The 23,555-nt window shown below is 63.4% G+C and carries 21 protein-coding genes; 13 read left to right on the top strand and 8 right to left on the bottom strand.

Going from position 1 to position 23,555, the window contains the following annotated elements:
• Positions 1–287: 287 nt before the first annotated feature.
• On the top strand, positions 288–1,112 hold the full coding sequence (gene tcdA, locus ACPFMA_RS22720) for a tRNA cyclic N6-threonylcarbamoyladenosine(37) synthase TcdA (RefSeq protein ID WP_420057901.1): 825 nt from the start codon (positions 288–290) through the stop codon (positions 1,110–1,112).
• On the opposite strand, the gene ACPFMA_RS22715 is transcribed toward tcdA, so the two are convergent.
• From ACPFMA_RS22715 to pncA, 5 genes are all read right to left on the bottom strand, one after another.
• Positions 1,091–1,501, bottom strand: a complete 411-nt coding sequence (locus ACPFMA_RS22715; protein WP_009395282.1) for a SufE family protein — start codon at positions 1,499–1,501, stop codon at positions 1,091–1,093. The genes tcdA and ACPFMA_RS22715 overlap by 22 nt on opposite strands.
• The gene (locus ACPFMA_RS22710; RefSeq protein ID WP_425928788.1) at positions 1,498–2,703 is read right to left on the bottom strand and encodes an aminotransferase class V-fold PLP-dependent enzyme; all 1,206 of its coding nucleotides are present in this window, start codon (positions 2,701–2,703) and stop codon (positions 1,498–1,500) included. The genes ACPFMA_RS22715 and ACPFMA_RS22710 overlap by 4 nt, the downstream gene beginning before the upstream one ends.
• Before the next feature lie 54 nt (positions 2,704–2,757).
• On the bottom strand, positions 2,758–3,792 hold the full coding sequence (gene dapD, locus ACPFMA_RS22705) for a 2,3,4,5-tetrahydropyridine-2,6-dicarboxylate N-succinyltransferase (protein ID WP_009395279.1): 1,035 nt from the start codon (positions 3,790–3,792) through the stop codon (positions 2,758–2,760).
• Positions 3,793–3,831: 39 nt separating this feature from the next.
• Positions 3,832–4,179: an ArsC family reductase gene (locus ACPFMA_RS22700; RefSeq protein WP_064303318.1), complete on the bottom strand. Its 348-nt coding sequence runs from the start codon at positions 4,177–4,179 to the stop codon at positions 3,832–3,834.
• Between the two features lie 129 nt (positions 4,180–4,308).
• Positions 4,309–4,974: a bifunctional nicotinamidase/pyrazinamidase gene (gene pncA, locus ACPFMA_RS22695; protein WP_425928787.1), complete on the bottom strand. Its 666-nt coding sequence runs from the start codon at positions 4,972–4,974 to the stop codon at positions 4,309–4,311.
• A 208-nt stretch (positions 4,975–5,182) separates the two neighbouring features.
• On the opposite strand from pncA, the gene ACPFMA_RS22690 reads away from it, so the two are divergent.
• Positions 5,183–6,829 (top strand): Na+/H+ antiporter, encoded by a 1,647-nt coding sequence (locus ACPFMA_RS22690; RefSeq protein WP_425928786.1) that lies wholly within the window; start codon positions 5,183–5,185, stop codon positions 6,827–6,829.
• A gap of 124 nt (positions 6,830–6,953) precedes the next feature.
• On the opposite strand, the gene dapC is transcribed toward ACPFMA_RS22690, so the two are convergent.
• Genes dapC through map form a run of 3 tightly spaced genes read right to left on the bottom strand, consistent with a single transcriptional unit; the run spans position 6,954 to position 11,676 of the window.
• Complete coding sequence (dapC, locus tag ACPFMA_RS22685; protein WP_064303315.1) at positions 6,954–8,150, bottom strand: succinyldiaminopimelate transaminase; 1,197 nt, start codon at positions 8,148–8,150, stop codon at positions 6,954–6,956.
• A 23-nt stretch (positions 8,151–8,173) separates the two neighbouring features.
• Positions 8,174–10,876, bottom strand: coding sequence for a [protein-PII] uridylyltransferase (locus tag ACPFMA_RS22680; protein WP_425928785.1), 2,703 nt, complete (start codon positions 10,874–10,876; stop codon positions 8,174–8,176).
• A 17-nt stretch (positions 10,877–10,893) separates the two neighbouring features.
• Positions 10,894–11,676, bottom strand: a complete 783-nt coding sequence (gene map / locus ACPFMA_RS22675) for a type I methionyl aminopeptidase (RefSeq protein ID WP_009395272.1) — start codon at positions 11,674–11,676, stop codon at positions 10,894–10,896.
• 343 nt (positions 11,677–12,019) lie between these two features.
• Between map and rpsB the strand changes: the two genes are divergently transcribed.
• The 11 genes from rpsB to lpxD all read left to right on the top strand — a co-directional run bounded on the left by rpsB (position 12,020) and on the right by lpxD (position 23,501).
• Positions 12,020–12,751, top strand: coding sequence for a 30S ribosomal protein S2 (gene rpsB, locus ACPFMA_RS22670; RefSeq protein WP_009395267.1), 732 nt, complete (start codon positions 12,020–12,022; stop codon positions 12,749–12,751).
• 188 nt (positions 12,752–12,939) lie between these two features.
• Entirely contained in the window at positions 12,940–13,806 is an 867-nt protein-coding gene (gene tsf / locus ACPFMA_RS22665) for a translation elongation factor Ts (RefSeq protein WP_009395266.1), read from the top strand.
• Between the two features lie 195 nt (positions 13,807–14,001).
• Complete coding sequence (pyrH, locus tag ACPFMA_RS22660; protein ID WP_009395265.1) at positions 14,002–14,745, top strand: UMP kinase; 744 nt, start codon at positions 14,002–14,004, stop codon at positions 14,743–14,745.
• Entirely contained in the window at positions 14,742–15,299 is a 558-nt protein-coding gene (gene frr / locus ACPFMA_RS22655) for a ribosome recycling factor (RefSeq protein WP_009395264.1), read from the top strand. Before pyrH ends, frr begins: the two co-directional genes overlap by 4 nt.
• 16 nt (positions 15,300–15,315) lie before the next feature.
• On the top strand, positions 15,316–16,071 hold the full coding sequence (uppS, locus tag ACPFMA_RS22650; RefSeq protein WP_064303314.1) for a polyprenyl diphosphate synthase: 756 nt from the start codon (positions 15,316–15,318) through the stop codon (positions 16,069–16,071).
• Complete coding sequence (locus tag ACPFMA_RS22645) at positions 16,071–16,886, top strand: phosphatidate cytidylyltransferase (protein WP_425928784.1); 816 nt, start codon at positions 16,071–16,073, stop codon at positions 16,884–16,886. Before uppS ends, ACPFMA_RS22645 begins: the two co-directional genes overlap by 1 nt.
• Positions 16,883–18,073 (top strand): 1-deoxy-D-xylulose-5-phosphate reductoisomerase, encoded by a 1,191-nt coding sequence (gene ispC, locus ACPFMA_RS22640; RefSeq protein ID WP_064303313.1) that lies wholly within the window; start codon positions 16,883–16,885, stop codon positions 18,071–18,073. The genes ACPFMA_RS22645 and ispC overlap by 4 nt, the downstream gene beginning before the upstream one ends.
• 42 nt (positions 18,074–18,115) lie before the next feature.
• Positions 18,116–19,468 carry an RIP metalloprotease RseP gene (gene rseP, locus ACPFMA_RS22635; protein WP_425928782.1) on the top strand — a complete coding sequence of 451 codons (1,353 nt, stop codon included), beginning with the start codon at positions 18,116–18,118 and terminating at the stop codon, positions 19,466–19,468.
• 75 nt (positions 19,469–19,543) lie between these two features.
• Positions 19,544–21,895 carry an outer membrane protein assembly factor BamA gene (gene bamA, locus ACPFMA_RS22630; protein WP_064303312.1) on the top strand — a complete coding sequence of 784 codons (2,352 nt, stop codon included), beginning with the start codon at positions 19,544–19,546 and terminating at the stop codon, positions 21,893–21,895.
• 45 nt (positions 21,896–21,940) lie between these two features.
• Entirely contained in the window at positions 21,941–22,444 is a 504-nt protein-coding gene (locus ACPFMA_RS22625) for an OmpH family outer membrane protein (RefSeq protein ID WP_064303311.1), read from the top strand.
• A gap of 1 nt (position 22,445) precedes the next feature.
• Complete coding sequence (gene lpxD / locus ACPFMA_RS22620; protein WP_064303310.1) at positions 22,446–23,501, top strand: UDP-3-O-(3-hydroxymyristoyl)glucosamine N-acyltransferase; 1,056 nt, start codon at positions 22,446–22,448, stop codon at positions 23,499–23,501.
• Positions 23,502–23,555 lie beyond the last annotated feature (54 nt).

Here is a 23,555-nt window from a genome sequence, read left to right as displayed (position 1 = left end):
GTTCTGGTTCCGGAGAGTGGAACGGGCCGGCGCGGGAAGCGCGGATCCAGGGCAGCGTCGGGTCAGTTCTTGTGGGAATTTCGACCGGGCAGCCATTGGATTTTCTTCAGAAGGCTAAGTTCTCAAGCCCGTTAGTGTCGTCCAAGACTTTTTGCAGCGTAGGACATTCCGGCGGACATTAAAGCAGCATTGCCCTCCCTCATGCCAATGCACGGGCTGTCCGAAGGCGCTGTCATTGCCATCGCAGGGGCCTATAATGCGCGCCGGTTTTTTGCGGGGTGTGCCTCATGAGCAACGAAGATCCACGGTTCGCCGGCATCGCCCGGCTGTACGGCCTCGATGGCCTGCAACGCTTGCGCGATGCCCATGTGGCGGTGGTCGGCATCGGCGGCGTCGGCTCGTGGGCGGCCGAAGCCCTGGCGCGCAGCGGGGTGGGCGAGATCTCCCTGTTCGACCTGGACGATGTCTGCGTCAGCAATACCAACCGCCAGGCCCATGCCCTGGAAGGCAACGTGGGCAAGGCCAAGGTAGAGGTCACCGCCGAGCGCCTGCGCGCCATCAACCCGGCCTGCCGGGTGCATGCAGTGAGCGACTTCGTCACCCGCGAGACCATGGCCGAATACATCACCGAAGGGATCGATTGCGTCATCGACTGCATCGACAGCGTGATGTCCAAGGCGGCGCTGATCGCCTGGTGCAAGCGGCGCAAGATCACCATCATCAGCACCGGTGGCGCTGGCGGACAGATCGACCCGACGCAGGTCCAGGTTGCCGACCTCAACCGCACCTACAACGATCCGCTGGCCTCACGGGTGCGCTCGACCCTGCGTCGCGACTACAACTTCTCGCGCAACCAGAGCCGCAGCTACGGCGTGCCGGTGGTGTTCTCCACCGAGCAACTGCGCTACCCGCAGCCAGATGGCAGCGTGTGCCTGGACAAGGGTTTCGTGGGCGAAGGCACCCGGCTGGACTGCGCCGGAGGCTTTGGCGCGGTGATGATGGTTACCGCGACCTTTGGCATGGTCGCGGCGAGCAAGGCGGTGGACAAGCTGGTGGCCGGCGCACGGCGGCCGTCCGAGCGCAAGGCGGCTCAGGCGCCCGAAGCCAGCTGAGCCATGCGTTGCAGCACGGCGTTCAGGCCGTTGCTGCGCGAAGGGGAAAGCTGGCGGTCGAGGCCCAGTTGCCTGAACCAGCCCGGCAGGTCCAATTGCCGCAGCTCGGCGCTGGACAGACCCTCGACCCGCACCAGCAGCAAGGCCAGCAGGCCGCGAATCAGGCGTGCGTCGCTGGCCGCTGCGAAGCGCCAGTGCCCGTCGTCCTGACGGGCCACCAGCCAGACCTGGCTTTCGCAACCATGGACACGGTTGTCGTCCGATTTCTCTTCGTCCGTCAACGGTGCCAGGCGCTCGCCCCACTGCATCAGCAAGCGGGCGCGCTGTTCCCAGCCAGCGGCGGCAGCGAAGCTGTCGAGGGCTTCCCGGGCATCCGGCGGCAAGCTCATCGCAGCAGCTCCAGCGCCTGGTCCAGGGCGCTGAAGAAGTGCTGCAGGTCGTCCGAATCGTTGTACAGCGCCAGCGACACGCGTATCGCGCCGTCCAGGCCAAGGCTGTTGACCAGCGGCATGGCGCAGTGATGACCGGCGCGCACGGCGATACCCTGCTCGGTCAGCAGGTGGGACAGGTCGGCATTGTGCACGCCTTCCACCACGAAACTGGCCAGGGCCGCTTGCGGGGCGCCGAGGATGCGCACACCTTCACGGTCGTTGAGGCCGCGCAGCAGATGACGGTGCAGGGCCGCTTCATGCTCGGCCACGGCAGTGGCATCGAGGCTGGCCAGGTAGTCGAGGGTCGCACCCAGACCTATCACGCTGGCGATCGGCGGGGTGCCGGCTTCGAAGCCCAGCGGGGCTGGGCGGAAGCTGGAGTCCTGGTAACCGGCCAGTTGCACCATTTCGCCGCCGAACTGCCAGTGGCGCAGCTTCGCCAGGGCGTCGTTGCGCCCGTAGAGAACCCCCAGGCCATCCGGGCCGTAGAGCTTGTGGCTGGAAAACACGTAGAAGTCGCAGCCCAGCTGACTGACGTCGTGGCGACCGTGGACGATGCCCTGGGCGCCATCGACCACGGTAATCGCGCCTTGGGCGCGGGCGTGGTTGAGCAGGGGTTGCAGTGGTTGCCATGTGCCCAGCACGTTGGATAGCTGGCTGACCGCCAGCACCCGGGTCCTGGGGCCTATCAACTGCAAGGCGGCGTCAAGGTCGATCTGGCCGTTGTCCGCCAGGGGCAGGATTACCAGCTTGAGGCCACGACGCCTGGCCAGTTGTTGCCAGGGCAGCAGGTTGGCGTGGTGCTCGAGGGCGCTGACGGCAATCTCTTCACCCGCTTCGAAGCGGTGTTCCAGCCCATAGGCGAGCAGGTTCAGCGCAGAAGTGGCGCCGTGAGTGAAGACGATCTGGCTGCCGGCCCCGGCATTCAACCAGGCGCCGACCTTGTCGCGGCTGGCTTCGAAGGCCTGGGTCGCCAATGCACCGGGCAAATGCTGGGCGCGGTGCACGTTGGCTGCGCCATGCACGTAGTAATGGCTCAGGGCATCGAGCAGGGCCTGGGGTTTCTGCGTGGTCGCCGCGCTGTCCAGGTAGGTCTGGTGCTGGCGTTGCAGGTTGGCGATGGCGGGAAAGTCCGCGCGCCAGGAAGAGGGTTGGAACATGTTCGTAGGGCCTGGGTATCGGGTCTGGCGAATGGCCAGACCCGATCGTACCACTTAGTTGTGGGCGTGCAGCGCTTCGTTCAGCTCGATCGCCGACTTGTGGGCCTTGCATTCCACTGCGCCGGTCACCGAGTTGCGGCGGAACAGCAGGTCGGTCTGGCCGGCCAGGTCGCGGGCCTTGACCACTTTCACCAGCTGGTTCTGCTCGTCGAGCAGTTGCACCTTGGTGCCGGCGGTGATGTAGAGGCCGGCTTCCACGGTATTGCGGTCGCCCAGCGGGATGCCGATACCGGCGTTGGCGCCGATCAGGCAGCCTTCGCCGACCTTGATGATGATGTTGCCGCCGCCGGACAGGGTGCCCATGGTCGAGCAGCCGCCGCCCAGGTCCGAGCCCTTGCCGACGAAGACGCCCGCGGAGACGCGGCCTTCGATCATGCCCGGGCCTTCGGTGCCGGCGTTAAAGTTGACGAAGCCTTCGTGCATGATCGTGGTGCCTTCGCCGATGTAGGCGCCCAGGCGTACGCGGGCACTGTCGGCGATGCGCACGCCGCTCGGTACCACGTAGTCGGTCATCTTCGGGAACTTGTCGACGGAGAACACTTCCAGCAGCTCGCCCTTCAGGCGTGCTTCCAGTTGCGCTTCGGCCAGTTCGGCCAGGTCGATGGCGCCCTGGCTGGTCCAGGCCACGTTCGGCAGCAGCGGGAAGATGCCGGCCAGGCTCAGGCCATGCGGCTTGACCAGGCGGTGCGAGAGCAGGTGCAGCTTCAGGTAGGCTTCCGGGGTCGAGCTGAGGGTGGCGTCCTCGGCCAGCAGGGTGGCGACCAGCGGCTTGCTGCTTTCCGCCAGGCGGGTCAGCAGGGCGGCCTGCAGTGGGTCGATCGACTTCACCGCGTCGGCCAGTTGACCGGCCTGGGCCGGGCTGAAGGCGATCGCCTGGTTGCCGCCTTCATAGCCCAGCAGCGGGCTGACCGCAGCGACCAGTTCGGCGGACGGATCGAGCAGGGGCAGTGCGTAGAAGACTTCCAGCCAGGCGCCCTGGCGGTTCTGGGTGCCGACACCGAAGGCCAGGCTGAACAGGGAATTGGACATGCGGTTACCTCGTACTGAAATTGATTGAAAGCGGGCGGCTCACGGCAGGGCGGCCGCGTACAGGTCCGGTTTGAAACCCACCAGGGTCTTGCCGCCAAGGTCGAGGACCGGCCGCTTGATCATCGACGGCTGGGCCAGCATCAGCTCGACGGCCCTGGCCTGGTCGAGGTCGGCCTTCTGCGCGTCATCGAGCTTGCGGAAGGTGGTGCCGGCGCGGTTGAGGATCTTTTCCCAACCGTGCTCGTCGCACCAGCGGTTCAGGCTGTCGCGGTCGATACCCTGGGTCTTGTAGTCGTGGAAGTCGTAGCCGATGGCTTTTTCTTCGAGCCAGGTACGCGCCTTCTTCATCGTGTCACAGGCCTTGATGCCGTAGAGAATGTAAGCCATTGAACTCAAAGGGGCGCCGGGCTTGCCCGGGGCGACCCCGCAACTCCTCGAAAAGTGGGGTGGGCGGGATTATGCGGGATCGAACGGCACGGCGCCACGGCTGTGGCGCCGGCTTCTGACCGACGAGTTTCAGGCATCGCCGAGTAACTGTCGGGATTCGATGAACACCACCCCGGCCTGGTGCATCTCGTTCATGGCGTTTTCCAGCGAACCGTCGTTGTCGATGGCCCGGCAGGCATCGAGCACTACATAGGTGGCGAAGCCTTCGCGGCGCGCGTGGAGGGCGGTCCAGGCCACGCAGAAGTCCAGGGCCAGGCCCACGACATAGACGGACTTGATCGCCTTTTCCCGCAGGTAGCCGGCGAGGCCGGTGGTGGTCTGCTGGTCGGCTTCGTAGAAGGCAGAGTAGCTGTCCACCAGCGGATTGCCGCCCTTGCGCACGATCAGTTGGGTGTGGGGCAGGTCCACGCCGGGGTGGAATTCGGCGCCGTGGCTGCCCTGGATGCAGTGGTCCGGCCACAGGACCTGTGGACCATAGGGCAGCTCGATGATGTCGAAGGGCTGCTTGCCTGGATGGCTGGAGGCGAAGGACACATGTCCGGCCGGGTGCCAGTCCTGTGCCTGGACCACATTGCGGAAACCTGCGGCGATCTGGTTGACCAGCGGCACGATCTCGTCGCCACGAGGCACTTCGAGAGCGCCGCCGGGTGTGAAGTCGTTCTGGATATCGATCACCAGCAGGGCGCGATCTGGGCTATCGGTCTTTACTGCATCGTTGCTCGTTGCTGTGCTCATCGGGGCCTTCCTGGTAATCACGCTGCGGATCATGGCAGGGCGTTCTGGATATTCCTGTTGTGTAGCATGGTGTTACATATTGCCCGGCGACCTGCGACTTAGGTTCAGCGGCTTGTCGGTGGCACGGCTCGTTACTATATGTGTCCAATGCCCGGCGCCTGTCCAGCCCGGGCAAGCAAGCTTTTGAATCGAACAGGAAACGCGTTACATGCAGTCAGCCTATACCGTCCTTATCCTGCTGATGCTGGTCAGCGTGTCCAAGCTGGTGGGACGGATGATTCCGTTGCCCCTGCCGCTGGTACAGATCGGGGCGGGGGCGTTGCTGGCCTGGCCGACGCTCGGCCTGCACGTGGCGCTGGATCCGGAACTGTTTCTTTTCCTGTTCCTGCCGCCGCTCTTGTTCTCCGACGGCTGGCGCATGCCCAAGCGCGAGCTCTGGCGCTTGCGCGGACCGATCCTGACCCTGGCGGTGGGCCTGGTGCTGTTCACCGTGGTCGGGGCCGGCTACTTCATTCATTGGATCATCCCGAGCATCCCGCTGCCGGTGGCGTTCGCCCTGGCCGCCGTGCTCTCGCCGACCGACGCGGTGGCGGTGTCGGCGATCGCCCAGGACCGCCTGCCCACGCCGTTGATGCATATGCTCCAGGGCGAGGCCCTGATGAACGACGCCTCTGGCCTGGTGACCTTCAAGTTCGCCCTGGCCGCTGCGATCACCGGGGTATTCTCCCTCACCGAAGCCAGCCTGACCTTCGTCCTTGTCGCCCTCGGCGGCCTGGCCATCGGCGTGGCCCTGAGCTGGCTGGTAGGGCGCCTGCGCGCCTGGATGATCGCCCGCAGCTGGGATGATCCGGCCACCCATGTGGTGTTCATGCTGTTGCTGCCGTTCGCCGCCTATGTGCTGGCCGAACGTCTTGGCGCTTCCGGGATCCTCTCGGCGGTGGCGGCAGGGATGATGCAGAGCTGGCTCGACCTGCTGCCGCGCCAGACCAGCACGCGCCTGCTCAACCGCAGTGTCTGGTCGTTGCTGGAGTTCGCTTTCAACGGTCTGATCTTCCTGCTGCTGGGCCTGCAACTGCCGGACATCATCAAGGCGGTGACCAGTCACGAGGCTTCGTTGTGGCCGACCCTGGCCTGGCGCTGCCTGGATGTGGTGGCGATCTTCGCCGTGCTGGTGGTCCTGCGTTTCGTCTGGGTGCAGAGCATCTGGCGCCTGATTGGCGTGGTGCGGCGCTGGCGTGGCAAATCGGAGCTGGTGCTGCTGCCGGACGCGCGCTCCTGCTGGTTGCTGACCATCGGCGGTGTGAGGGGGGCGGTGACCCTGGCGGGCGTCATGTCGGTGCCTTTGCTGATCAGTGCTGGCACCGGCTTCCCGGAACGGGATCTGCTGATCTTCATTGCGGCCGGGGTGATCCTGCTGTCGCTGGTTGCCGCCTGCATTGCGCTGCCGTTGTTGCTTCGCGGCGTCGAGAAAAGTCCGGACGACGCCTTGCAACAGGAGGCCGACGAAACCTGGCGGCGAACCGCGGTTGCCGCGATCCACGCGCTCGAAGCGGAGGAAACCGCCGAACCGGGCGCCGCCCAGGATGCCTCGCAGGCGGCATTGGCGGCAGAGCTCAAGGCCCGCCTGATGGCCGAATACCGCCAGCAACTGGACGCCTACAACGACAGCGCCGAGGCACGGTCCCTGGCCGAGCAGATGGACCAGCTCGAACGCCGCCTGCGCCTGCGCGCGCTGCGGGCGCAGCGGCTTGAGCTGTACCGCATGCACCGGCATCACGAGGTCGGCGATGACGTGGTGCGCAAGGTGCTGGGCGAGCTGGATATGAGCGAGGCCAATCTTGGGCAGGTGAAGTGAGATCTTCGTTGTTGCTGAAGGCCTCATCGCTGGCAAGCCAGCTCCCACAGGGACCGGGTCACTGCAAAACCCTGTGAGAGCTGGCTTGTCGGGCTGCCGAACCGCAGCGGTTGCGAAAAAGCGATCAGCCTTCGATAAACGCCCGAATCCGTTTGGCTGCCTCGACGCACTCGGCCAGCGGGGCAACGAGCGCCATGCGCACCCGGCCAGCGCCCGGATTGACGCCGTCGACTTCACGGGACAGGTAGGAACCCGGCACCACGGTTACATGCTGTTGCTCGAACAGGCCACGGCAGAACGCCGCGTCGTCGTTGCCCGGAACCTTGGCCCACAAATAGAAGCCGCCGTCCGGCTTTTGCACGTCCAGCACCGGGCCGAGGATTTCCAGCACGGCGTCGAACTTCTCGCGGTATAGGTCGCGGTTGTCGCGCACGTGGGCTTCGTCGTTCCAGGCGGCGATGCTCGCCAGTTGGGTCTGCACCGGCATCGCGCAGCCGTGGTAGGTGCGGTACAGCAGGAAACCCTTGAGGATCTCGGCGTCGCCGGCGACGAAGCCGGAGCGCAGGCCTGGCAGGTTGGAGCGCTTGGACAGGCTGTGGAACACCACGCAGCGCTTGAAGTCGCTGCGGCCCAGTTCGGCGCAGGCGGTAAGCAGGCCTGGTGGCGGGCTTTGTTCGTCGAAGTACAGTTCGCTGTAGCATTCGTCGGCAGCGATGACGAAGTCGTACTGGTCGGCCAGGGCGATCAGCTTCTTCAGGGTTTCCAGTGGCACAAGTGCGCCGGTCGGGTTGCCCGGCGAGCACAGGAAGAGGATCTGGCAGCGCTGCCAGACGTCCGCCGGCACCGCGTCGAAGTCCGGGTTGAAGCCGTTGCGGTCGAGGCAGGCCAGGTAATGCGGCTTGGCCCCGGCCAGCAGCGCCGCGCCTTCGTAGATCTGGTAGAACGGGTTCGGGCTGATGATCAGGCCGTCATCGCTGCGGTTGACCACTGCCTGGGTGAAGGAGAACAACGCCTCGCGGGTGCCGTTGACCGGCAGCACATGGCGCGCGGCGTCCAGCCAGCCGGCCGGCACGCCGAAACGCCGTTCGCACCAGTGGGCGATGGACTCGCGCAGGGCCGGCAGGCCGAGGGTGGTCGGGTAGACGGCCATCTGGTCGAGGTTGTCGGCCAGCGCCTTGGCCACGAAGGCCGGCGAGGTGTGCTTCGGCTCGCCGATCGACAGGGCGATGGCGCGCTTGTCCGCCGCAGGGGTAACGCCGCCCAGCAGGGCGCGGAGCTTCTCGAACGGGTAGGGCTGAAGCTGGTTCAAAGCGTTGTTCATCGGCGCAAGGTCTCGTCAAGGCATCAAATGGTCAGGCGAAAGGATTCGGTTCCGCTGGCCTGGTCGACCCGCAACTGCTCGACGATGGCGTCCTGCAGGCGGCTGCACAGTTGTGGGTCGGAAAGTGGCTGGTTGTCGGCATCGGTAATGAAGAACACGTCTTCCACGCGCTCGCCGAGGGTGGCGATCTTGGCGTTCTGCAGCGACAGGTCGAAGTCCAGGAAGATCTTGCCGATACGCGCCAGCAGGCCCGGGCGGTCGGGAGCGATCAGTTCGAGGATGGTCACCGGGCGCTGGGCGTCGTTGAGGATGGTGACCTGCGGCGGGAAGGCGAAGTGCTTGAGCTGGCGTGGTACCCGGCGATGGATGATGCTCGGGTAGTCGTCCGGGTTGCGCAGGGCATCGCTCAAGCCGTCGCGGATCTGCTTGACCCGCTGCGGGTTGTTGCCGATCGAGCCGCCGTCGTTGTCCAGCACGATATAGGTGTCGAGGGTGAACTGGCTGCTCGAGGTGATGATCCGCGCATCGTGGATGTTGAGGTTCAACTGGTCCATGGCGGCCACGGTCACGGCGAAGAAGTCGTGCTGGTCCGGGGCGTAGATGAAGATCTGCGTACCGCCCTCGAACTCGCGTTGGGTGGTTTCCTTGATCAGCACCAGCGGGCCGCTGTCGGCCGGCTGCTGGAGAATCGCGTCGGAGTGCCAGGCCACGTCGGCGGCGGTGTGACGCAGGAAATAGTCGTCGCCCAGTTGCGACCAGAGTTGTTCGACGTCGTCCTGGTCGTTGCCTTCGCGAACCAGGATGTCCAGCGCCGCGCTTTGCGTCTGGCGGATCTGCTCCTCGCGGTCCAGCGGGTTTTCCAGGCCGCGGCGCAGGGCGCGCTTGGTCTCGGTGTAGAGCTGGCGCAGCAGGCTGGCGCGCCAGGAGTTCCACAGGCTGGGGTTGGTCGCATTGATATCGGCGACGGTCAGCACATAGAGGTAGTCGAGATTGACCTGGTTGCCGACATGCTGGGCGAAGTCGTGGATCACCTGCGGGTCGGAAAGGTCCTTGCGCTGGGCGGTGGTCGACATCACCAGGTGGTTTTGCACCAGCCAGACGATCAGGCGGCTGTCCCACGCCGGCAATTGATGGCGCTCGCAGAAGGCCCGGGCGTCCACCGCGCCCAGATCGGAGTGGTCGCCCTGGCGGCCCTTGCCGATGTCATGGTAGAGCCCGGCCATGTAGATCAGCTCCGGCTTGGGCAGGCGGCCCATGAGCTTGCTGGCCAGCGGGAATTTTTCCGACACCGGCGTGTACTGCAGCTTGCGCAGGTGCTTGATCAGGTTGAGGGTGTGGGCGTCCACCGTATAGATGTGGAACAGGTCATGCTGCATCTGCCCGACGATCAGGCCGAACTCCGGCAGGTAGCGGCCGAGGATGCCGTAGCGGTTCATCCTTCGCAGGTTGCGGTGGATTCCGATCTCGCACTTGAACAGCTCGATGAACAGGCTGGTATTGCGGATGTCGTTGCGGAACCTGTCGTCGATCAGGTGACGGTTTTCCCGCAGCAGGCGGATGGTGTCGGCACGCACGCCCTTGATTTCCGGGTGCTGGGCCATCAGCACGAAGATCTCCAGCATGGCGAACGGTGTGCGCTTGAACACGTTCGGGCGTACCGCCTCGATATAGCCATCATGCAACTGGAAGCGCGCATTCAACGGCTGGGTGCTGGCGCTGCTGTCGTCGGCGAGGATGACTTCCTCGAAATGCTGGATGATCAGGTCGCTGAGCTCGGCGATGCTCATGACCACCCGGTAATACTGCTGCATGAACTGCTCGATGGCGCGCTTCGGGTTTTCATCCACGAAGCCGAGCAGGGCGGCGATGCTGCGCTGGTGGTCGAACAGCAGGCGGTCTTCGGCGCGCCCGGCTAGCATGTGCAGGGCATAGCGGACTTTCCAGAGGAATTCCTGGGACGACGCCAGCAGCTTGTTCTCGTCTTCCAGCAGGAAGCCTTCGCCCGCCAGGGCGTGCAGGTTGAGGGTACCGAACTGGCGCCGGGCGACCCAGAGCACGGTCTGGATGTCGCGCAGGCCGCCAGGGGAACCCTTTACGTTGGGTTCCAGGTTGTATTCGGTGTCGTTGTACTTGTGGTGGCGGGCCTTCTGCTCGGCGCGCTTGGCCAGGAAAAACTCCTTGCTCGGCCACATATGCGCGGTGCTGGTGACCTCCAGCATGCGCTGGCGCAGGCGCTCGGGGCCGGCGATGGTGCGGCTTTCCATCAGGTTGGTGATCACCGTGAGATCGGCGCGGGCCTGTTCGGCGCATTCCTCCACCGAACGGACGCTTTGGCCCACTTCCAGGCCGATGTCCCACAAAAGCGTAAGAAAACGCTCGATCGAGTCGCGAAAAATCTCATGGTCGGCGTGGTCCAGCAGGATCAGCAGGTCGATGTCCGAATGCGGATGCAGCTCGCCACGACCGTAGCCACCCACCGCGACCAGGGCGATATCGGCTTCGTCGCTCCAATCGAAGTGGTTCCAGGCCTGTTGCAGGATGTTATCGACGAACCAGGCGCGGTCCTCGATCAGGCGGCGGATATCGCGGCCTTTGCGGAAACGCTGGTCAAGCACCTCGCCGGCGCGGCGGATGGCTTTCTTGAACGCCGCGACGGGGCTTGACTTGAGGGCCAGTTCCGCCTGGAACTGACCGCGATCGAACAGCTCGGGATCCACCTGGGGCATCGAATCGTCCTGTCTGGTCAGGCTGAAGTACGGGGAATGGTGTCGTCTTTGCGCAAGGTGAAGATTTCATAACCGGTGGCGGTCACCACCAGGGTGTGTTCCCACTGGGCGGAAAGCTTGCGGTCCTTGGTGATGGCGGTCCAGCCGTCGCCCAGGACCTTGGTGTCGGCCTTGCCCTGGTTGATCATCGGCTCGATGGTGAAGGTCATGCCTTCCTGCAGCTCCATGCCGGTGCCGGCGCGGCCGTAGTGGAGGATCTGCGGCTCCTCGTGGAAGACCTTGCCGATACCGTGGCCGCAGAATTCGCGAACCACCGAGAAACCGTTCTTTTCCGCGTGTTTCTGGATCACTTCGCCGATATCGCCCAGGCGGGTACCCGGCTTGATGATCTCGATGGCCTTGTACAGGCACTCCTGGGTGACCTTCGACAGGCGCTCGGCCCAGACCGGCACGGTGCCGACGTGGAACATGCGGCTGGTGTCGCCGTGGTAGCCGTCCTTGATCACGGTGACGTCGATGTTCAGGGTGTCACCGGCCTTGAGCGGCTTCTCGTTGGGAATGCCGTGGCACACCACGTGGTTGATCGAGGTGCAGATCGACTTGGGGAAGCCCTTGTAGTTGAGCGGCGCGGGAATGGCCTGCTGGACGTTGACGATATAGTCGTGGCAGATGCGGTCCAGTTCCTCGGTGGTCACGCCGGGCTTGACGTGTTCCTCGATCATTTCCAGGACTTCGGCGGCAAGGCGGCCGGCGATGCGCATCTTTTCGATGTCTTCGGCGGTTTTGATGGTGACGGTCATTGCAGGCTCTCTACGGCGCCTTGGTGGCGCGGGCGAACAGGAAAGTGGCGATTCTAACAGAGCGCGCCGGCGTTCTGGGTGTTGTGCGGCGCATGGCTGCCTATATAGATGATGGCATTCTGGTGTGGTAGTCGGGGTGATGCACAGGCCGCAACACGATTGGCAAATCAGGTTTCGTTGGTCATCCGAGTGTGGTATAAAGTGCGCCGCTTTGTGGGGATGGCCCCCAAAGCATAAACCCACACACGTATCGACACGGTGACCTGGGTGCCCCGATCCTCTGGATCCGCGGGTTGGTCATTGGGATGCGTGGAGGCCCAACCCGACTTATCAAGGAACTATCATGTCCCAAGTCAACATGCGCGATATGCTGAAGGCCGGTGTGCACTTCGGCCACCAGACCCGTTACTGGAACCCGAAAATGGGCAAGTTCATTTTCGGCGCGCGCAACAAGATCCACATCATCAACCTGGAAAAAACCCTGCCAATGTTCAACGAGGCTCTGACCTTCGTAGAGCGTCTGGCCCAGGGCAAGAACAAGATCCTGTTCGTCGGCACCAAGCGTTCCGCTGGCAAGATCGTTGCTGAAGAAGCAGCACGTTGCGGTTCGCCGTACGTCGATCACCGCTGGTTGGGCGGCATGCTGACCAACTACAAGACCATCCGCGCTTCGATCAAGCGTCTGCGCGAGCTGGAAACCCAGGCTGAAGACGGTACCTTCGCCAAGCTGACCAAGAAAGAAGCCCTGATGCGCTCCCGTGATCTGGAAAAACTGGATCGCAGCCTGGGTGGTATCAAGGACATGGGCGGCCTGCCGGACGCACTGTTCGTGATCGACGTCGAGCACGAACGCATCGCCATCACCGAAGCAAACAAACTGGGCATTCCGGTCATCGGCGTTGTCGATACCAACAGCAGCCCGGAAGGCGTTGACTACGTTATCCCAGGTAACGACGACGCCATCCGCGCAATCCAGCTGTACATGGGTTCGATGGCTGATGCCGTCATCCGTGGTCGCAACAACGTTGCCGGCGGCACCGAAGTTTACGCTGAAGAAGCGCCAGCTGCCGAGTAAGCGACGCTCGCGTCGACTTGGCACGCAAAAAGGGGGCTAGGCCCCCTTTTTGCCACCTTGAAATCCTCCTGTCGCCAAGTGTCCGCATCATCGACGCTTCGCCTTTGAGACAGGTTGTTGATTTCCAGAATTGAGCCCCCGTTAATCGCGGGTGGAATGGTTGAAAACCTATCCAAGAGGATTTTGAAATGGCAGAAATTACTGCAGCGTTGGTCAAGGAACTGCGTGAGCGTACTGGCGAAGGCATGATGGACTGCAAGAAAGCCCTCACCAAGGCCGGCGGCGACATCGAAAAAGCCATCGACGACATGCGCGCTTCGGGCGCCATCAAGGCTGCCAAAAAGGCTGGCAACGTTGCCGCCGAAGGCGCCATCGCCATCAAGGACGACGGCAAGACCGCCGTTCTGATCGAAGTCAACTCGCAGACCGACTTCCTGGCCCTGCAAGACGACTTCAAGGCATTCGTTGCTGCCAGCGTCGAAAAAGCCTTCAACGACAAGCTGACCGAAGTCGCTCCGCTGATCGAAGCTCAGGAAGAGGCTCGCCTCGCCCTGGTTGCCAAGACTGGCGAAAACGTCAACATCCGCCGTCTGGCGCGTGTTGAAGGCGACGTTCTGGGTTCGTACCTGCACGGCAACAAGATCGGTGTCGTTGTTTCCCTGAAGGGCGGCAGCGTCGAGCTGGCCAGGGACATCGCCATGCACGTGGCTGCCAGCAACCCTGAGTTCCTGCTGCCATCGGAAGTTTCCGCTGAAGCGATCGAGCGCGAGAAAGGCGTGTTCCTGAGCCTCAACGAAGACAAGATGAAAGGCAAGCCTGCTGAAATCGTCGAGAAGATGATCAGCGGCCGTATCACCAAGTTCCTGTCGGAAGCCAGCCTGGTCGAGCAAGCCTTCGTCAAGGATCCGGACATCACCGTTGGTGCTCTGGCCAAGAAAGGCGGCGCTGAAATCGTTTCGTTCACCCGCTTCGCGGTAGGTGAAGGCATCGAGAAGCCAGTCGACAACTTCGCTGACGAAGTTGCCGCTCAAGTGGCTGCTGCCCAGAAGCAATAAGACGGATTCACATCTGTCGCCCCAAAGAGGCTGCCCGCTCACGCGCGCAGCCTCTTTGTCAAAGCGCAGGCGCTTTTCGAGCCACAAGCCGAGATTCGCCAGCGCGCTGGCGCCCCGTGGGTGCCAAGCTACAGTTGGCGCAGGCTGAAAACAGCCCGCCCGGAATTTATACAAACGCCGCAGGAGAGATTCGCAATGGCTCAGCAGGTGAGTGGTCGTCAACCTCGCTATAAACGCATTTTGCTCAAACTTAGCGGCGAGGCCCTGATGGGCTCGGAAGACTTCGGGATCGACCCGAAGGTGCTGGACCGGATGGCCCTGGAAGTCGGCCAGTTGGTCGGTATCGGCGTCCAGGTCGGCCTGGTGATCGGCGGCGGCAACCTGTTCCGGGGTGCGGCCCTGAGTGCAGCGGGCATGGATCGCGTCACCGGCGACCACATGGGCATGCTGGCCACCGTCATGAACGCCCTGGCCATGCGCGATGCCCTGGAGCGCTCGAATATCCCCGCTATCGTCATGTCGGCCATTTCCATGGTCGGTGTCACCGATCACTATGATCGCCGCAAGGGCATCCGCCACCTGAACTCCGGTGATGTGGTGATCTTCTCCGCCGGTACCGGCAACCCGTTCTTCACCACCGACTCCGCTGCCTGCCTGCGGGCGATCGAGATCGATGCCGACGTCGTGCTGAAGGCAACCAAGGTCGACGGCGTGTACACTGCCGATCCGTTCAAGGATCCGCATGCCGAGAAGTTCGACCATCTGACGTACGATGAAGTACTCGACCGCAAACTGGGTGTGATGGACCTGACCGCAATCTGCCTGTGCCGTGACCACAAGATGCCATTGCGGGTTTTCAACATGAACAAGCCTGGCGCCTTGCTGAACATCGTAGTGGGCGGCGCTGAAGGAACTCTGATCGAGGAAGGCGAACAATGATCAACGATATCAAGAAAGATGCCCAGGACCGCATGGGCAAGTCCATCGAGGCCCTGGGTCGCAACCTGGCGGCGATCCGTACCGGTCGCGCCCACCCGAGCATCCTGGACAGCGTCAAGGTGCCAGCCTGGGGCAGCGAGATGCCGCTGAACCAGGTCGCTGCGGTTTCCGTCGAGGACGCCCGCACCCTGAAGATCGTCGCTCACGACAAGAACCTGAGCGCCGCGATCGAGAAGGCCATCCTGACCTCCGACCTGGGGCTGAACCCGAGCAGCGCCGGGACCACCATTCGCGTGCCGATGCCGGCCCTGACCGAGGAAACCCGCAAGGGCTACACCAAGCAGGCCCGTGGCGTTGCCGAAGAAGCCAAGGTTGCCGTGCGCAACGTGCGTCGCGATGCCCTGGCTGACCTGAAGAAGCTGGCCAAGGACAAGGAAATCAGCGAAGACGAAGAGCGTCGCGCCTCCGACGAGCTGCAAAAGCTCACCGACAAGTTCGTCGCTGAAGTCGACAAGGCTCTGGAAGCCAAGGAAAAGGACCTGATGGCCGTCTAAGGTCGGGGTTTTTTCAATGGAAAAGAGCAAGCAAGGTGTGCCGTCCTCGGTGCCGCGCCATGTCGCGATCATCATGGACGGGAACAATCGCTGGGCGAAGAAGCGCCTGCTGCCCGGCGTCGCCGGGCACAAGGCCGGCGTGGATGCGGTGCGGGCCGTGATCGAGGTCTGCGCCGAAGCCAGGGTCGAGGTGCTGACCCTGTTCGCCTTCTCCAGCGAAAACTGGCAGCGCCCGGCCGATGAGGTCGGTGCGTTGATGGAGCTGTTCTTCTCGGCCTTGCGCCGGGAAGCCAGGCGCCTCAACGAGAACAACATCAGTTTGCGCATCATCGGCGATCGTTCGCGTTTCCATCCCGAGTTGCAGGCAGCCATGCGCGAAGCCGAAGCGCTGACTGCCGGCAACAATCGCTTCATCCTGCAGATCGCCGCCAACTACGGCGGTCAGTGGGATATCGCCCAGGCCGCCCAGCGTCTGGCGCGCGAAGTCCAGGCTGGCCATCTGCGCCCGGAGGACATCACTCCCGAACTGTTGCAGACCTGCCTGGCTACCGGTGACCTGCCACTGCCGGACCTGTGCATCCGCACTGGCGGCGAGCACCGCATCAGCAATTTCCTGCTATGGCAGTTGGCGTACGCCGAGCTGTACTTCTCCGACCTGTTCTGGCCGGACTTCAAACACGAGGCCATGCGTAGTGCATTGGCTGATTTCGCTTCGCGCCAGCGCCGCTTCGGTAAAACCAGCGAGCAGGTCGAAGCCGGAGCCCGTGCTTAATGCTCAAACAACGCATCATTACTGCCCTTGTCCTGTTGCCGATCGCCCTCGGTGGCTTCTTCCTGCTCGATGGGGCGGATTTCGCCCTGTTCATCGGCCTGGTGGTCACGCTGGGCGCCTGGGAGTGGGCCCGGCTTGCCGGCCTTGAGGCACAGGTGCTGCGGGTGGCCTATGCCGCGGTGATCGCCGGCTTGCTGATGCTGCTCTACCTGATGCCGGACCTGGCGCCCTGGGTGCTGGGCGCTTCGGTGTTGTGGTGGGGGTTGGCGACCTGGCTGGTGATGACCTATCCACGCAGCAGCGAACTGTGGGCCAGTGCGGCCTGCCGGCTGCTGATCGGCGCGCTTATCCTGCTGCCTGCCTGGCAGGGGCTGGTGCTGCTGAAGCACTGGTCCATGGGCAACTGGCTGATCCTTGCGGTCATGGTCATGGTGTGGGGAGCCGACATCGGTGCCTACTTCTCCGGTCGGGCCTTTGGCAAGCGCAAGCTGGCGCCGCAGGTCAGTCCCGGCAAGAGCTGGGAAGGCGTCTATGGTGGCCTGGCCTTGAGCCTGGCCATCACCCTGGGCGTCGGCCTGGTGCGACATTGGAGCGTTGGCGAGCTGCTGCTGGGCCTGTTCGGCGCTGCGTTGATCGTCATGGGCTCGGTGGTTGGCGATCTGACCGAAAGCATGTTCAAGCGCCGCTCCGGTATCAAGGACAGCAGCAACCTGCTGCCGGGGCATGGTGGCATCCTCGATCGCATCGACAGCCTGACCGCTGCCATCCCGTTGTTCGCCGTGCTGCTTTGGGCTGCCGACTGGGGCGTGATGTGAGTCGCGTGCAGCGCATTACCGTGCTGGGAGCTACCGGCTCCATCGGCCTGAGCACGCTGGATGTCATTGCCCGGCATCCGGATCGCTACGAAACCTTTGCCCTGAGCGGCTACTCGCGGCTGGACGAGTTGCTGGCGCTGTGCCTGAAGCACGCTCCGGTGTTCGCCGTGGTACCGGATGAAGCCGCAGCTGCAACCCTGCGTGCAGGGCTCGATGCCGCGGGCTCGCGTACCGAAGTCCTGACCGGCGAACGTGGCCTGTGTGCCGTGGCGTCGGACCCGCAGGTCGATGCGGTGATGGCGGCCATCGTCGGTGCGGCAGGCCTGCGCCCGACCCTGGCGGCGGTAGAGGCGGGCAAGAAGGTCCTGCTGGCCAACAAGGAGGCGCTGGTGATGTCCGGCGCCCTGTTCATGCAGGCCGTACGGCGCAACAACGCGGTACTGCTGCCCATCGATAGCGAGCACAACGCCATCTTCCAGTGCCTGCCTGGCGACTATGCACGCGGCCTTGACCGGGTCGGGGTGCGACGGATCCTGCTGACCGCGTCCGGCGGTCCGTTCCGTCAGACGCCGTCCGCTGAACTCGAGCGTGTCACCCCTGAGCAGGCCTGTGCCCATCCCAACTGGTCCATGGGTCGCAAGATCTCGGTCGATTCCGCGAGCATGATGAACAAGGGCCTCGAGCTGATCGAGGCGTGCTGGCTGTTCGATGCGCCACCATCGCGGGTCGAGGTGGTGGTGCATCCGCAAAGTGTGATTCACTCCCTGGTCGATTATGTCGACGGTTCGGTCCTGGCCCAGCTGGGCAATCCCGACATGCGCACGCCGATCGCCAATGCCCTGGCCTGGCCAGAGCGCATCGACTCCGGGGTTCCGGCGCTGGATCTGTTCGCCATTGCCCGCCTCGATTTCGAGGCGCCTGACGAGCGGCGTTTCCCCTGCCTGCGCCTGGCCCGTGAAGCGGCCGAGGCAGGCAACAGCGCCCCGGCGGTGCTCAACGCGGCCAACGAGATCGCGGTGGATGCCTTTCTTCGGGGGCGCATCCGCTTCCCGGAGATCGCGAGTATGATCGGGCAGGTGCTCGAACGCGAACCGGTGGTTGCGCTGGACTCGCTCGATGCAGTGTTCGCCGCTGACCAGCGCGCCAGGGAACTGGCGGGAGAGTGGTTGACGCGTCACGGCCGATGAGCTGTCGAACCCGGCCCGGTTGAAGGTTATTCGGAGAAAGACATGAGCGCGCTCTACATGATCATCGGCACCCTGATCGCACTGGGTGTACTGGTTACCTTCCACGAGTTCGGGCACTTCTGGGTGGCTCGGCGTTGCGGCGTCAAGGTCCTGCGTTTCTCCGTCGGCTTCGGTACGCCGCTGGTGCGCTGGCATGATCGCCAGGGCACCGAGTTCGTGATCGCCGCCATTCCTCTCGGCGGCTACGTGAAGATGCTCGACGAGCGCGAGGCCGACGTGCCTTCGGCGCTGCTGGAGCAATCCTTCAATCGCAAGAGCGTTGGCCAGCGTATCGCCATCACCGCTGCCGGGCCGATCGCCAACTTCCTGCTCGCCATCCTGTTCTTCTGGATCCTGGCCATGCTCGGCAGCCAGCAGGTGCGCCCGGTCATCGGTGCCGTCGAGCCGGGGAGCCTGGCCGCGGTAGCAGGCTTGAGTGCCGGTCAGGAGATCGTTTCCATCGATGGCAAGCCGACCAGCGGCTGGGCTGCGGTCAATCTGCAGCTGGTGCGGCGCCTGGGTGAGAGCGGTTCGCTGCGTATCGATGTTCGCGACGACGGCGCCTCTACCGGCAGCACCCATACGGTGGCGCTCGAGCAATGGCTCAAGGGCGCCGACGAGCCTGATCCGATCAATTCCCTGGGTATTCGCCCGTGGCGCCCGGCCTTGGCCCCGGTGCTTGCTGAGCTCGACCCGAAAGGTCCGGCCCAGGCCGCCGGTCTGAAAACCGGTGATCGCCTGCTGGCCCTGGACGGGCAGGCGCTGAACGACTGGCAGCAGGTGGTCGATAGCGTGCGCAGTCGTGCCGGCAGTCGCGTGGTACTGGCCGTGGAGCGCGACGGTGCCCGCCTCGATGTGCCGGTGACCCTGGCCAGCCGCGGCGAGGGCAAGGCCGCCGCCGGTTACCTCGGAGCCGGTGTCGCTGCGGTGGAGTGGCCCGCCACGATGCTTCGCGAAGTCAGCTACGGGCCGCTGGAAGCGGTAGGCGAGGGCCTTTCCAGGACCTGGAACATGAGCGTCCTGACCCTTGATTCGCTGAAGAAAATGCTCTTCGGCGAGCTCTCGGTAAAAAACTTGAGCGGACCGATAACCATTGCTAAAGTGGCGGGCGCTTCGGCCCAGTCCGGCCTCGGAGATTTCCTGAATTTCCTGGCCTATCTGAGCATTAGCCTGGGGGTTCTTAACTTGCTGCCCATTCCGGTACTGGATGGGGGGCATTTGCTGTTTTACCTGGTCGAGTGGGTGCGTGGTCGTCCGCTGTCGGACCGGGTGCAAGGTTGGGGGGTCCAGATCGGTATCAGTTTGGTAGTCGGGGTGATGTTGCTCGCCCTGATCAACGATCTGGGTCGACTGTAACGCTTCGCTCAATTGCGATTCTGCCGCGCCCTTGCGGCGGGTCGTTCATTGCCAGTTGGAATAAAAAAGGACTTCATGAAACGTCTGCTGCTAACTGCGGCTCTCGCCGCACTGATGATCGCTGAAGTTCACGCCGAGTCCTTCACCATCTCCGATATTCGCGTCAACGGTCTGCAGCGGGTTTCCGCCGGCAGCGTTTTCGGCGCCCTGCCTCTGAACGTCGGTGACCAGGCTGATGACAGCCGCCTGGTGGAGTCGACCCGCTCGCTGTTCAAGACCGGGTTCTTCCAGGACATCAACCTCAGCCGCGACGGCAACGTCCTGATCATCAACGTCGTCGAGCGTCCGTCGGTCTCCAGCATCGAGATCGAGGGCAACAAGGCGATCAGCACCGAAGACCTGATGAAGGGCCTGAAACAGTCCGGCCTGGCCGAAGGCGAGATCTTCCAGCGCGCGACCCTCGAAGGCGTGCGCAACGAGCTGCAGCGCCAGTACGTCGCCCAGGGCCGCTACTCGGCCGAGGTAGACGCCGAGGTGGTGCCACAGCCGCGCAACCGCGTCGGCCTGAAGATCAAGATCAACGAAGGCACGGTCGCTGCGATCCAGCACATCAACGTCGTGGGCAACACCGTGTTCTCCGACGAAGACCTGCAAGGCCTGTTCGAACTCAAGACCACCAACTGGCTGTCGTTCTTCAAGAACGACGACAAGTACGCCCGTGAAAAACTCTCCGGTGACCTTGAGCGCCTGCGTTCCTACTACCTGGACCGCGGCTACATCAACATGGATATCGCTTCCACCCAGGTCTCCATCACCCCGGACAAGAAGCACGTCTACATCACCGTCAACATCAACGAAGGCGAGAAGTACACCGTCCGCGACGTCAAGCTCTCCGGCGACCTCAAGGTTCCGGAAGACCAGGTCAAGGCGTTGCTGCTGGCCCAGCCGGGCCAGGTATTCTCGCGCAAGGTGATGACCACCACTTCCGAGCTGATCACCCGCCGCCTGGGCAACGAAGGCTATACCTTCGCCAACGTCAACGGCGTGCCGCAACCCCACGACGAAGACCACACCGTCGATATCACCTTCGTGGTCGATCCGGGCAAGCGTGCCTACGTCAACCGCATCAACTTCCGTGGCAACACCAAATCCGAAGACGAAGTGCTGCGTCGCGAAATGCGCCAGATGGAAGGTGGCTGGGCTTCGACCTACCTGATCGACCAGTCCAAGACCCGCCTTGAGCGCCTGGGCTTCTTCAAGGAAGCCAACGTCGAGACCCCGGCCGTTCCGGGTACCGACGACCAGGTCGATGTGAACTACACCGTGGAAGAGCAGGCTTCCGGCTCGATCACCGCCAGCGTCGGCTTTGCCCAGAGCGCGGGCCTGATCCTCGGTGGTTCGATCAGCCAGAACAACTTCCTGGGTACCGGTAACAAGGTCTCCATCGGCCTGACCCGTTCCGAGTACCAGAGCCGATACAACTTCGGCTTCGTCGACCCCTACTGGACCGCCGACGGCGTCAGCCTGGGCTACAACGCCTTCTATCGCACCACCAACTACGACGACCTCGATGTCGACGTGGCGAGCTATGCGGTGGACAGCCTGGGTGCCGGTGTCAACGTCGGCTACCCGATCAGCGAGACGTCGCGCCTGACCTTCGGCCTGAGCGTGCAGCAGGACAAGATCAAGACCGGTACCTACACCGTCGATGAGATCTTCGACTTCCTGCGCGATGAAGGTGACGACAGCTTCCTGAACTTCAAGGCTTCGGCCGGCTGGTCCGAATCGACCCTGAACAAGGGCGTGCTGGCGACCCGCGGTCACTCGCAAAGCCTGACCCTGGAAGCGACCACGCCGGGCAGCGACCTGTCGTTCTTCAAGCTCGACTACCGTGGCCAGCTGTTCAAGCCGATCACCAACGACTACACCCTGCGCCTGCATACCGAGCTGGGCTACGGCGACGGCTATGGTTCGACCTCGGGCCTGCCGTTCTATGAAAACTACTATGCTGGTGGCTTCAACTCGGTTCGTGGTTTCAAGGACAGCAGCCTTGGCCCGCGCAGTACGCCGAGCAAGGGAACCAATCCCGGTACCGCACTTGACCCGGATCAGGATCCACTGCCGTTCGGTGGCAACGTCCTGGTGCAGGGCGGCGTCGAATTGCTGTTCCCGCTGCCGTTCGTCAAGGACCAGCGCTCCCTGCGTACCTCGGTATTCTGGGATGTGGGTAACGTCTTCGATACCAACTGCGGTTCCAAGCCTGACTGCGAGAAGGTCGGCCTTTCCGGCCTGGCCAGTTCCGTCGGCCTGGGCGTGACCTGGATCACAGCACTGGGTCCGTTGAGCTTCAGCCTGGCGATGCCGGTGAAGAAACCGGACGATGCCGATACCCAGGTGTTCCAATTCTCTCTGGGTCAGACCTTCTAAAGGTCTGGTCCACGTAAACGACAACGGATTCTGTAGGAGTGCATCGTGCGTAAGCTGACTCAACTGGCGGTACTGGCTGCGGCCCTGGTCGCGACCCCGGCGTTTGCCGAAATGAAGATTGCCGTTCTCAACTATCAAATGGCCCTGCTCGAGTCCGACTCGGCCAAGCAGTATGCGGTCGATGCCGAGAAGAAATTCGGTCCGCAGCTGACCAAGCTGAAGAACCTGGAAAGCAGCGCCAAGGGCATCCAGGACCGCCTGGTCAAGGGCGGCGACAAGATGGCCCAGCCCGAACGCGAGCGCCTGGAGCTGGAATTCAAGCAGAAGGCCCGTGATTTCCAGTTCCAGTCCAAGGAACTGAACGAGGCCAAGGCCGTCGCCGATCGTGACATGCTCAAGCAGCTCAAGCCGAAGCTCGATGGCGCTGTCGAGGAAGTCATCAAGAAAGGCGGCTTCGACCTGGTTCTCGAGCGTGGCGCGGTCATCGATGTCAAGCCTCAGTACGACATCACCCGCCAGGTCATCGAGCGCATGAACCAGTCCCGTTGATATGACGGCGACCATGAAACTTGGCCAGTTGTCCGAGTTCCTCGGCGCGACCCTGCAAGGTCCCGCCGAGCTCGAAATCTCCGGCCTCGCGACCCTTCAGGAAGCCGGCCCTGGCCAATTGAGCTTCCTCGCCAATCCCCAGTACCGCAAATACCTGGTCGATACCCAGGCTGCCGCGGTGCTGCTGCGTGCCGCCGATGCCGAAGGGTTCTCCGGCAACGCGCTGCTCGTGCCCGATCCCTACCTGGCCTACGCCCGCATTTCCCACCTGTTCGACCCCAAACCCAAGGCTGTGGCGGGGATTCATCCCAGCGCCGTGGTGGCGGCGGACGCGCAGGTCGATGCCAGTGCCAGTGTCGGTCCTTTCGTGGTCATCGAGAGCGGCGCGGTGATCGGGGCCAATGTCACCCTCGGTGCCCATTGCTTCATCGGTGCCCGCAGTGTGATCGGCGAGGGTGGCTGGCTCGCACCGCGCGTGACCCTGTACCACGACGTGCGCATCGGCAAGCGCGTGGTCATCCAGTCCGGTGCGGTGCTTGGCGGCGAGGGCTTCGGCTTCGCCAACGAGAAGGGTATCTGGCAGAAGATCGCCCAGATCGGTGGGGTGACCATCGGCGACGACGTGGAGATCGGGGTGAATACCGCGATCGATCGGGGCGCGCTGGCCGACACCCGTATCGGTGATGGCGTAAAGCTCGATAACCAGATCCAGATCGCCCACAACGTCCAGGTCGGCGACCATACGGCCATGGCGGCCTGTGTCGGTATCTCCGGCAGCACGAAGATCGGCAAGCACTGCACCATCGCCGGTGGCGTGGGCATGGTGGGTCACATCGATGTCTGTGACAACGTTTTCGTCTCCGGCATGACCATGGTCACCCGCTCCATCACCGAACCAGGCGGCTATTCCTCCGGCACGGCGATGCAGACCCTGGCCGACTGGCGCAAGAGCGCCGCGCGGATTCGCCAGCTGGACGACATGGCCAAACGACTTCAACAGGTAGAAAAGCGCGTCGATGCCGTGACCTCGGGCGGCCAGCCTTCATCTGATGGCTGACACCTTTTTCCTGATCAAGGCCGCGGGACTGTCCAGTGATGGTCCCGCATAGCC

Source organism: Pseudomonas sp. NyZ201, from assembly GCF_049860765.1.
Lineage (GTDB): Bacteria > Pseudomonadota > Gammaproteobacteria > Pseudomonadales > Pseudomonadaceae > Aquipseudomonas > Aquipseudomonas bharatica.
This window is presented reverse-complemented; position numbering and strand designations above follow the sequence as displayed.

What these genes read in the sequence shown, in the direction of transcription:
- tcdA (WP_420057901.1), top strand. Translation starts at nt 288, where the DNA reads ATGAGCAACGAAGATCCACGGTTCGCCGGCATCGCCCGGCTGTACGGC.
- ACPFMA_RS22715 (WP_009395282.1), bottom strand. Translation starts at nt 1,501, where the DNA reads ATGAGCTTGCCGCCGGATGCCCGGGAAGCCCTCGACAGCTTCGCTGCC.
- ACPFMA_RS22710 (WP_425928788.1), bottom strand. Translation starts at nt 2,703, where the DNA reads ATGTTCCAACCCTCTTCCTGGCGCGCGGACTTTCCCGCCATCGCCAAC.
- dapD (WP_009395279.1), bottom strand. Translation starts at nt 3,792, where the DNA reads ATGTCCAATTCCCTGTTCAGCCTGGCCTTCGGTGTCGGCACCCAGAAC.
- ACPFMA_RS22700 (WP_064303318.1), bottom strand. Translation starts at nt 4,179, where the DNA reads ATGGCTTACATTCTCTACGGCATCAAGGCCTGTGACACGATGAAGAAG.
- pncA (WP_425928787.1), bottom strand. Translation starts at nt 4,974, where the DNA reads ATGAGCACAGCAACGAGCAACGATGCAGTAAAGACCGATAGCCCAGAT.
- ACPFMA_RS22690 (WP_425928786.1), top strand. Translation starts at nt 5,183, where the DNA reads ATGCAGTCAGCCTATACCGTCCTTATCCTGCTGATGCTGGTCAGCGTG.
- dapC (WP_064303315.1), bottom strand. Translation starts at nt 8,150, where the DNA reads ATGAACAACGCTTTGAACCAGCTTCAGCCCTACCCGTTCGAGAAGCTC.
- ACPFMA_RS22680 (WP_425928785.1), bottom strand. Translation starts at nt 10,876, where the DNA reads ATGCCCCAGGTGGATCCCGAGCTGTTCGATCGCGGTCAGTTCCAGGCG.
- map (WP_009395272.1), bottom strand. Translation starts at nt 11,676, where the DNA reads ATGACCGTCACCATCAAAACCGCCGAAGACATCGAAAAGATGCGCATC.
- rpsB (WP_009395267.1), top strand. Translation starts at nt 12,020, where the DNA reads ATGTCCCAAGTCAACATGCGCGATATGCTGAAGGCCGGTGTGCACTTC.
- tsf (WP_009395266.1), top strand. Translation starts at nt 12,940, where the DNA reads ATGGCAGAAATTACTGCAGCGTTGGTCAAGGAACTGCGTGAGCGTACT.
- pyrH (WP_009395265.1), top strand. Translation starts at nt 14,002, where the DNA reads ATGGCTCAGCAGGTGAGTGGTCGTCAACCTCGCTATAAACGCATTTTG.
- frr (WP_009395264.1), top strand. Translation starts at nt 14,742, where the DNA reads ATGATCAACGATATCAAGAAAGATGCCCAGGACCGCATGGGCAAGTCC.
- uppS (WP_064303314.1), top strand. Translation starts at nt 15,316, where the DNA reads ATGGAAAAGAGCAAGCAAGGTGTGCCGTCCTCGGTGCCGCGCCATGTC.
- ACPFMA_RS22645 (WP_425928784.1), top strand. Translation starts at nt 16,071, where the DNA reads ATGCTCAAACAACGCATCATTACTGCCCTTGTCCTGTTGCCGATCGCC.
- rseP (WP_425928782.1), top strand. Translation starts at nt 18,116, where the DNA reads ATGAGCGCGCTCTACATGATCATCGGCACCCTGATCGCACTGGGTGTA.
- bamA (WP_064303312.1), top strand. Translation starts at nt 19,544, where the DNA reads ATGAAACGTCTGCTGCTAACTGCGGCTCTCGCCGCACTGATGATCGCT.
- lpxD (WP_064303310.1), top strand. Translation starts at nt 22,446, where the DNA reads ATGACGGCGACCATGAAACTTGGCCAGTTGTCCGAGTTCCTCGGCGCG.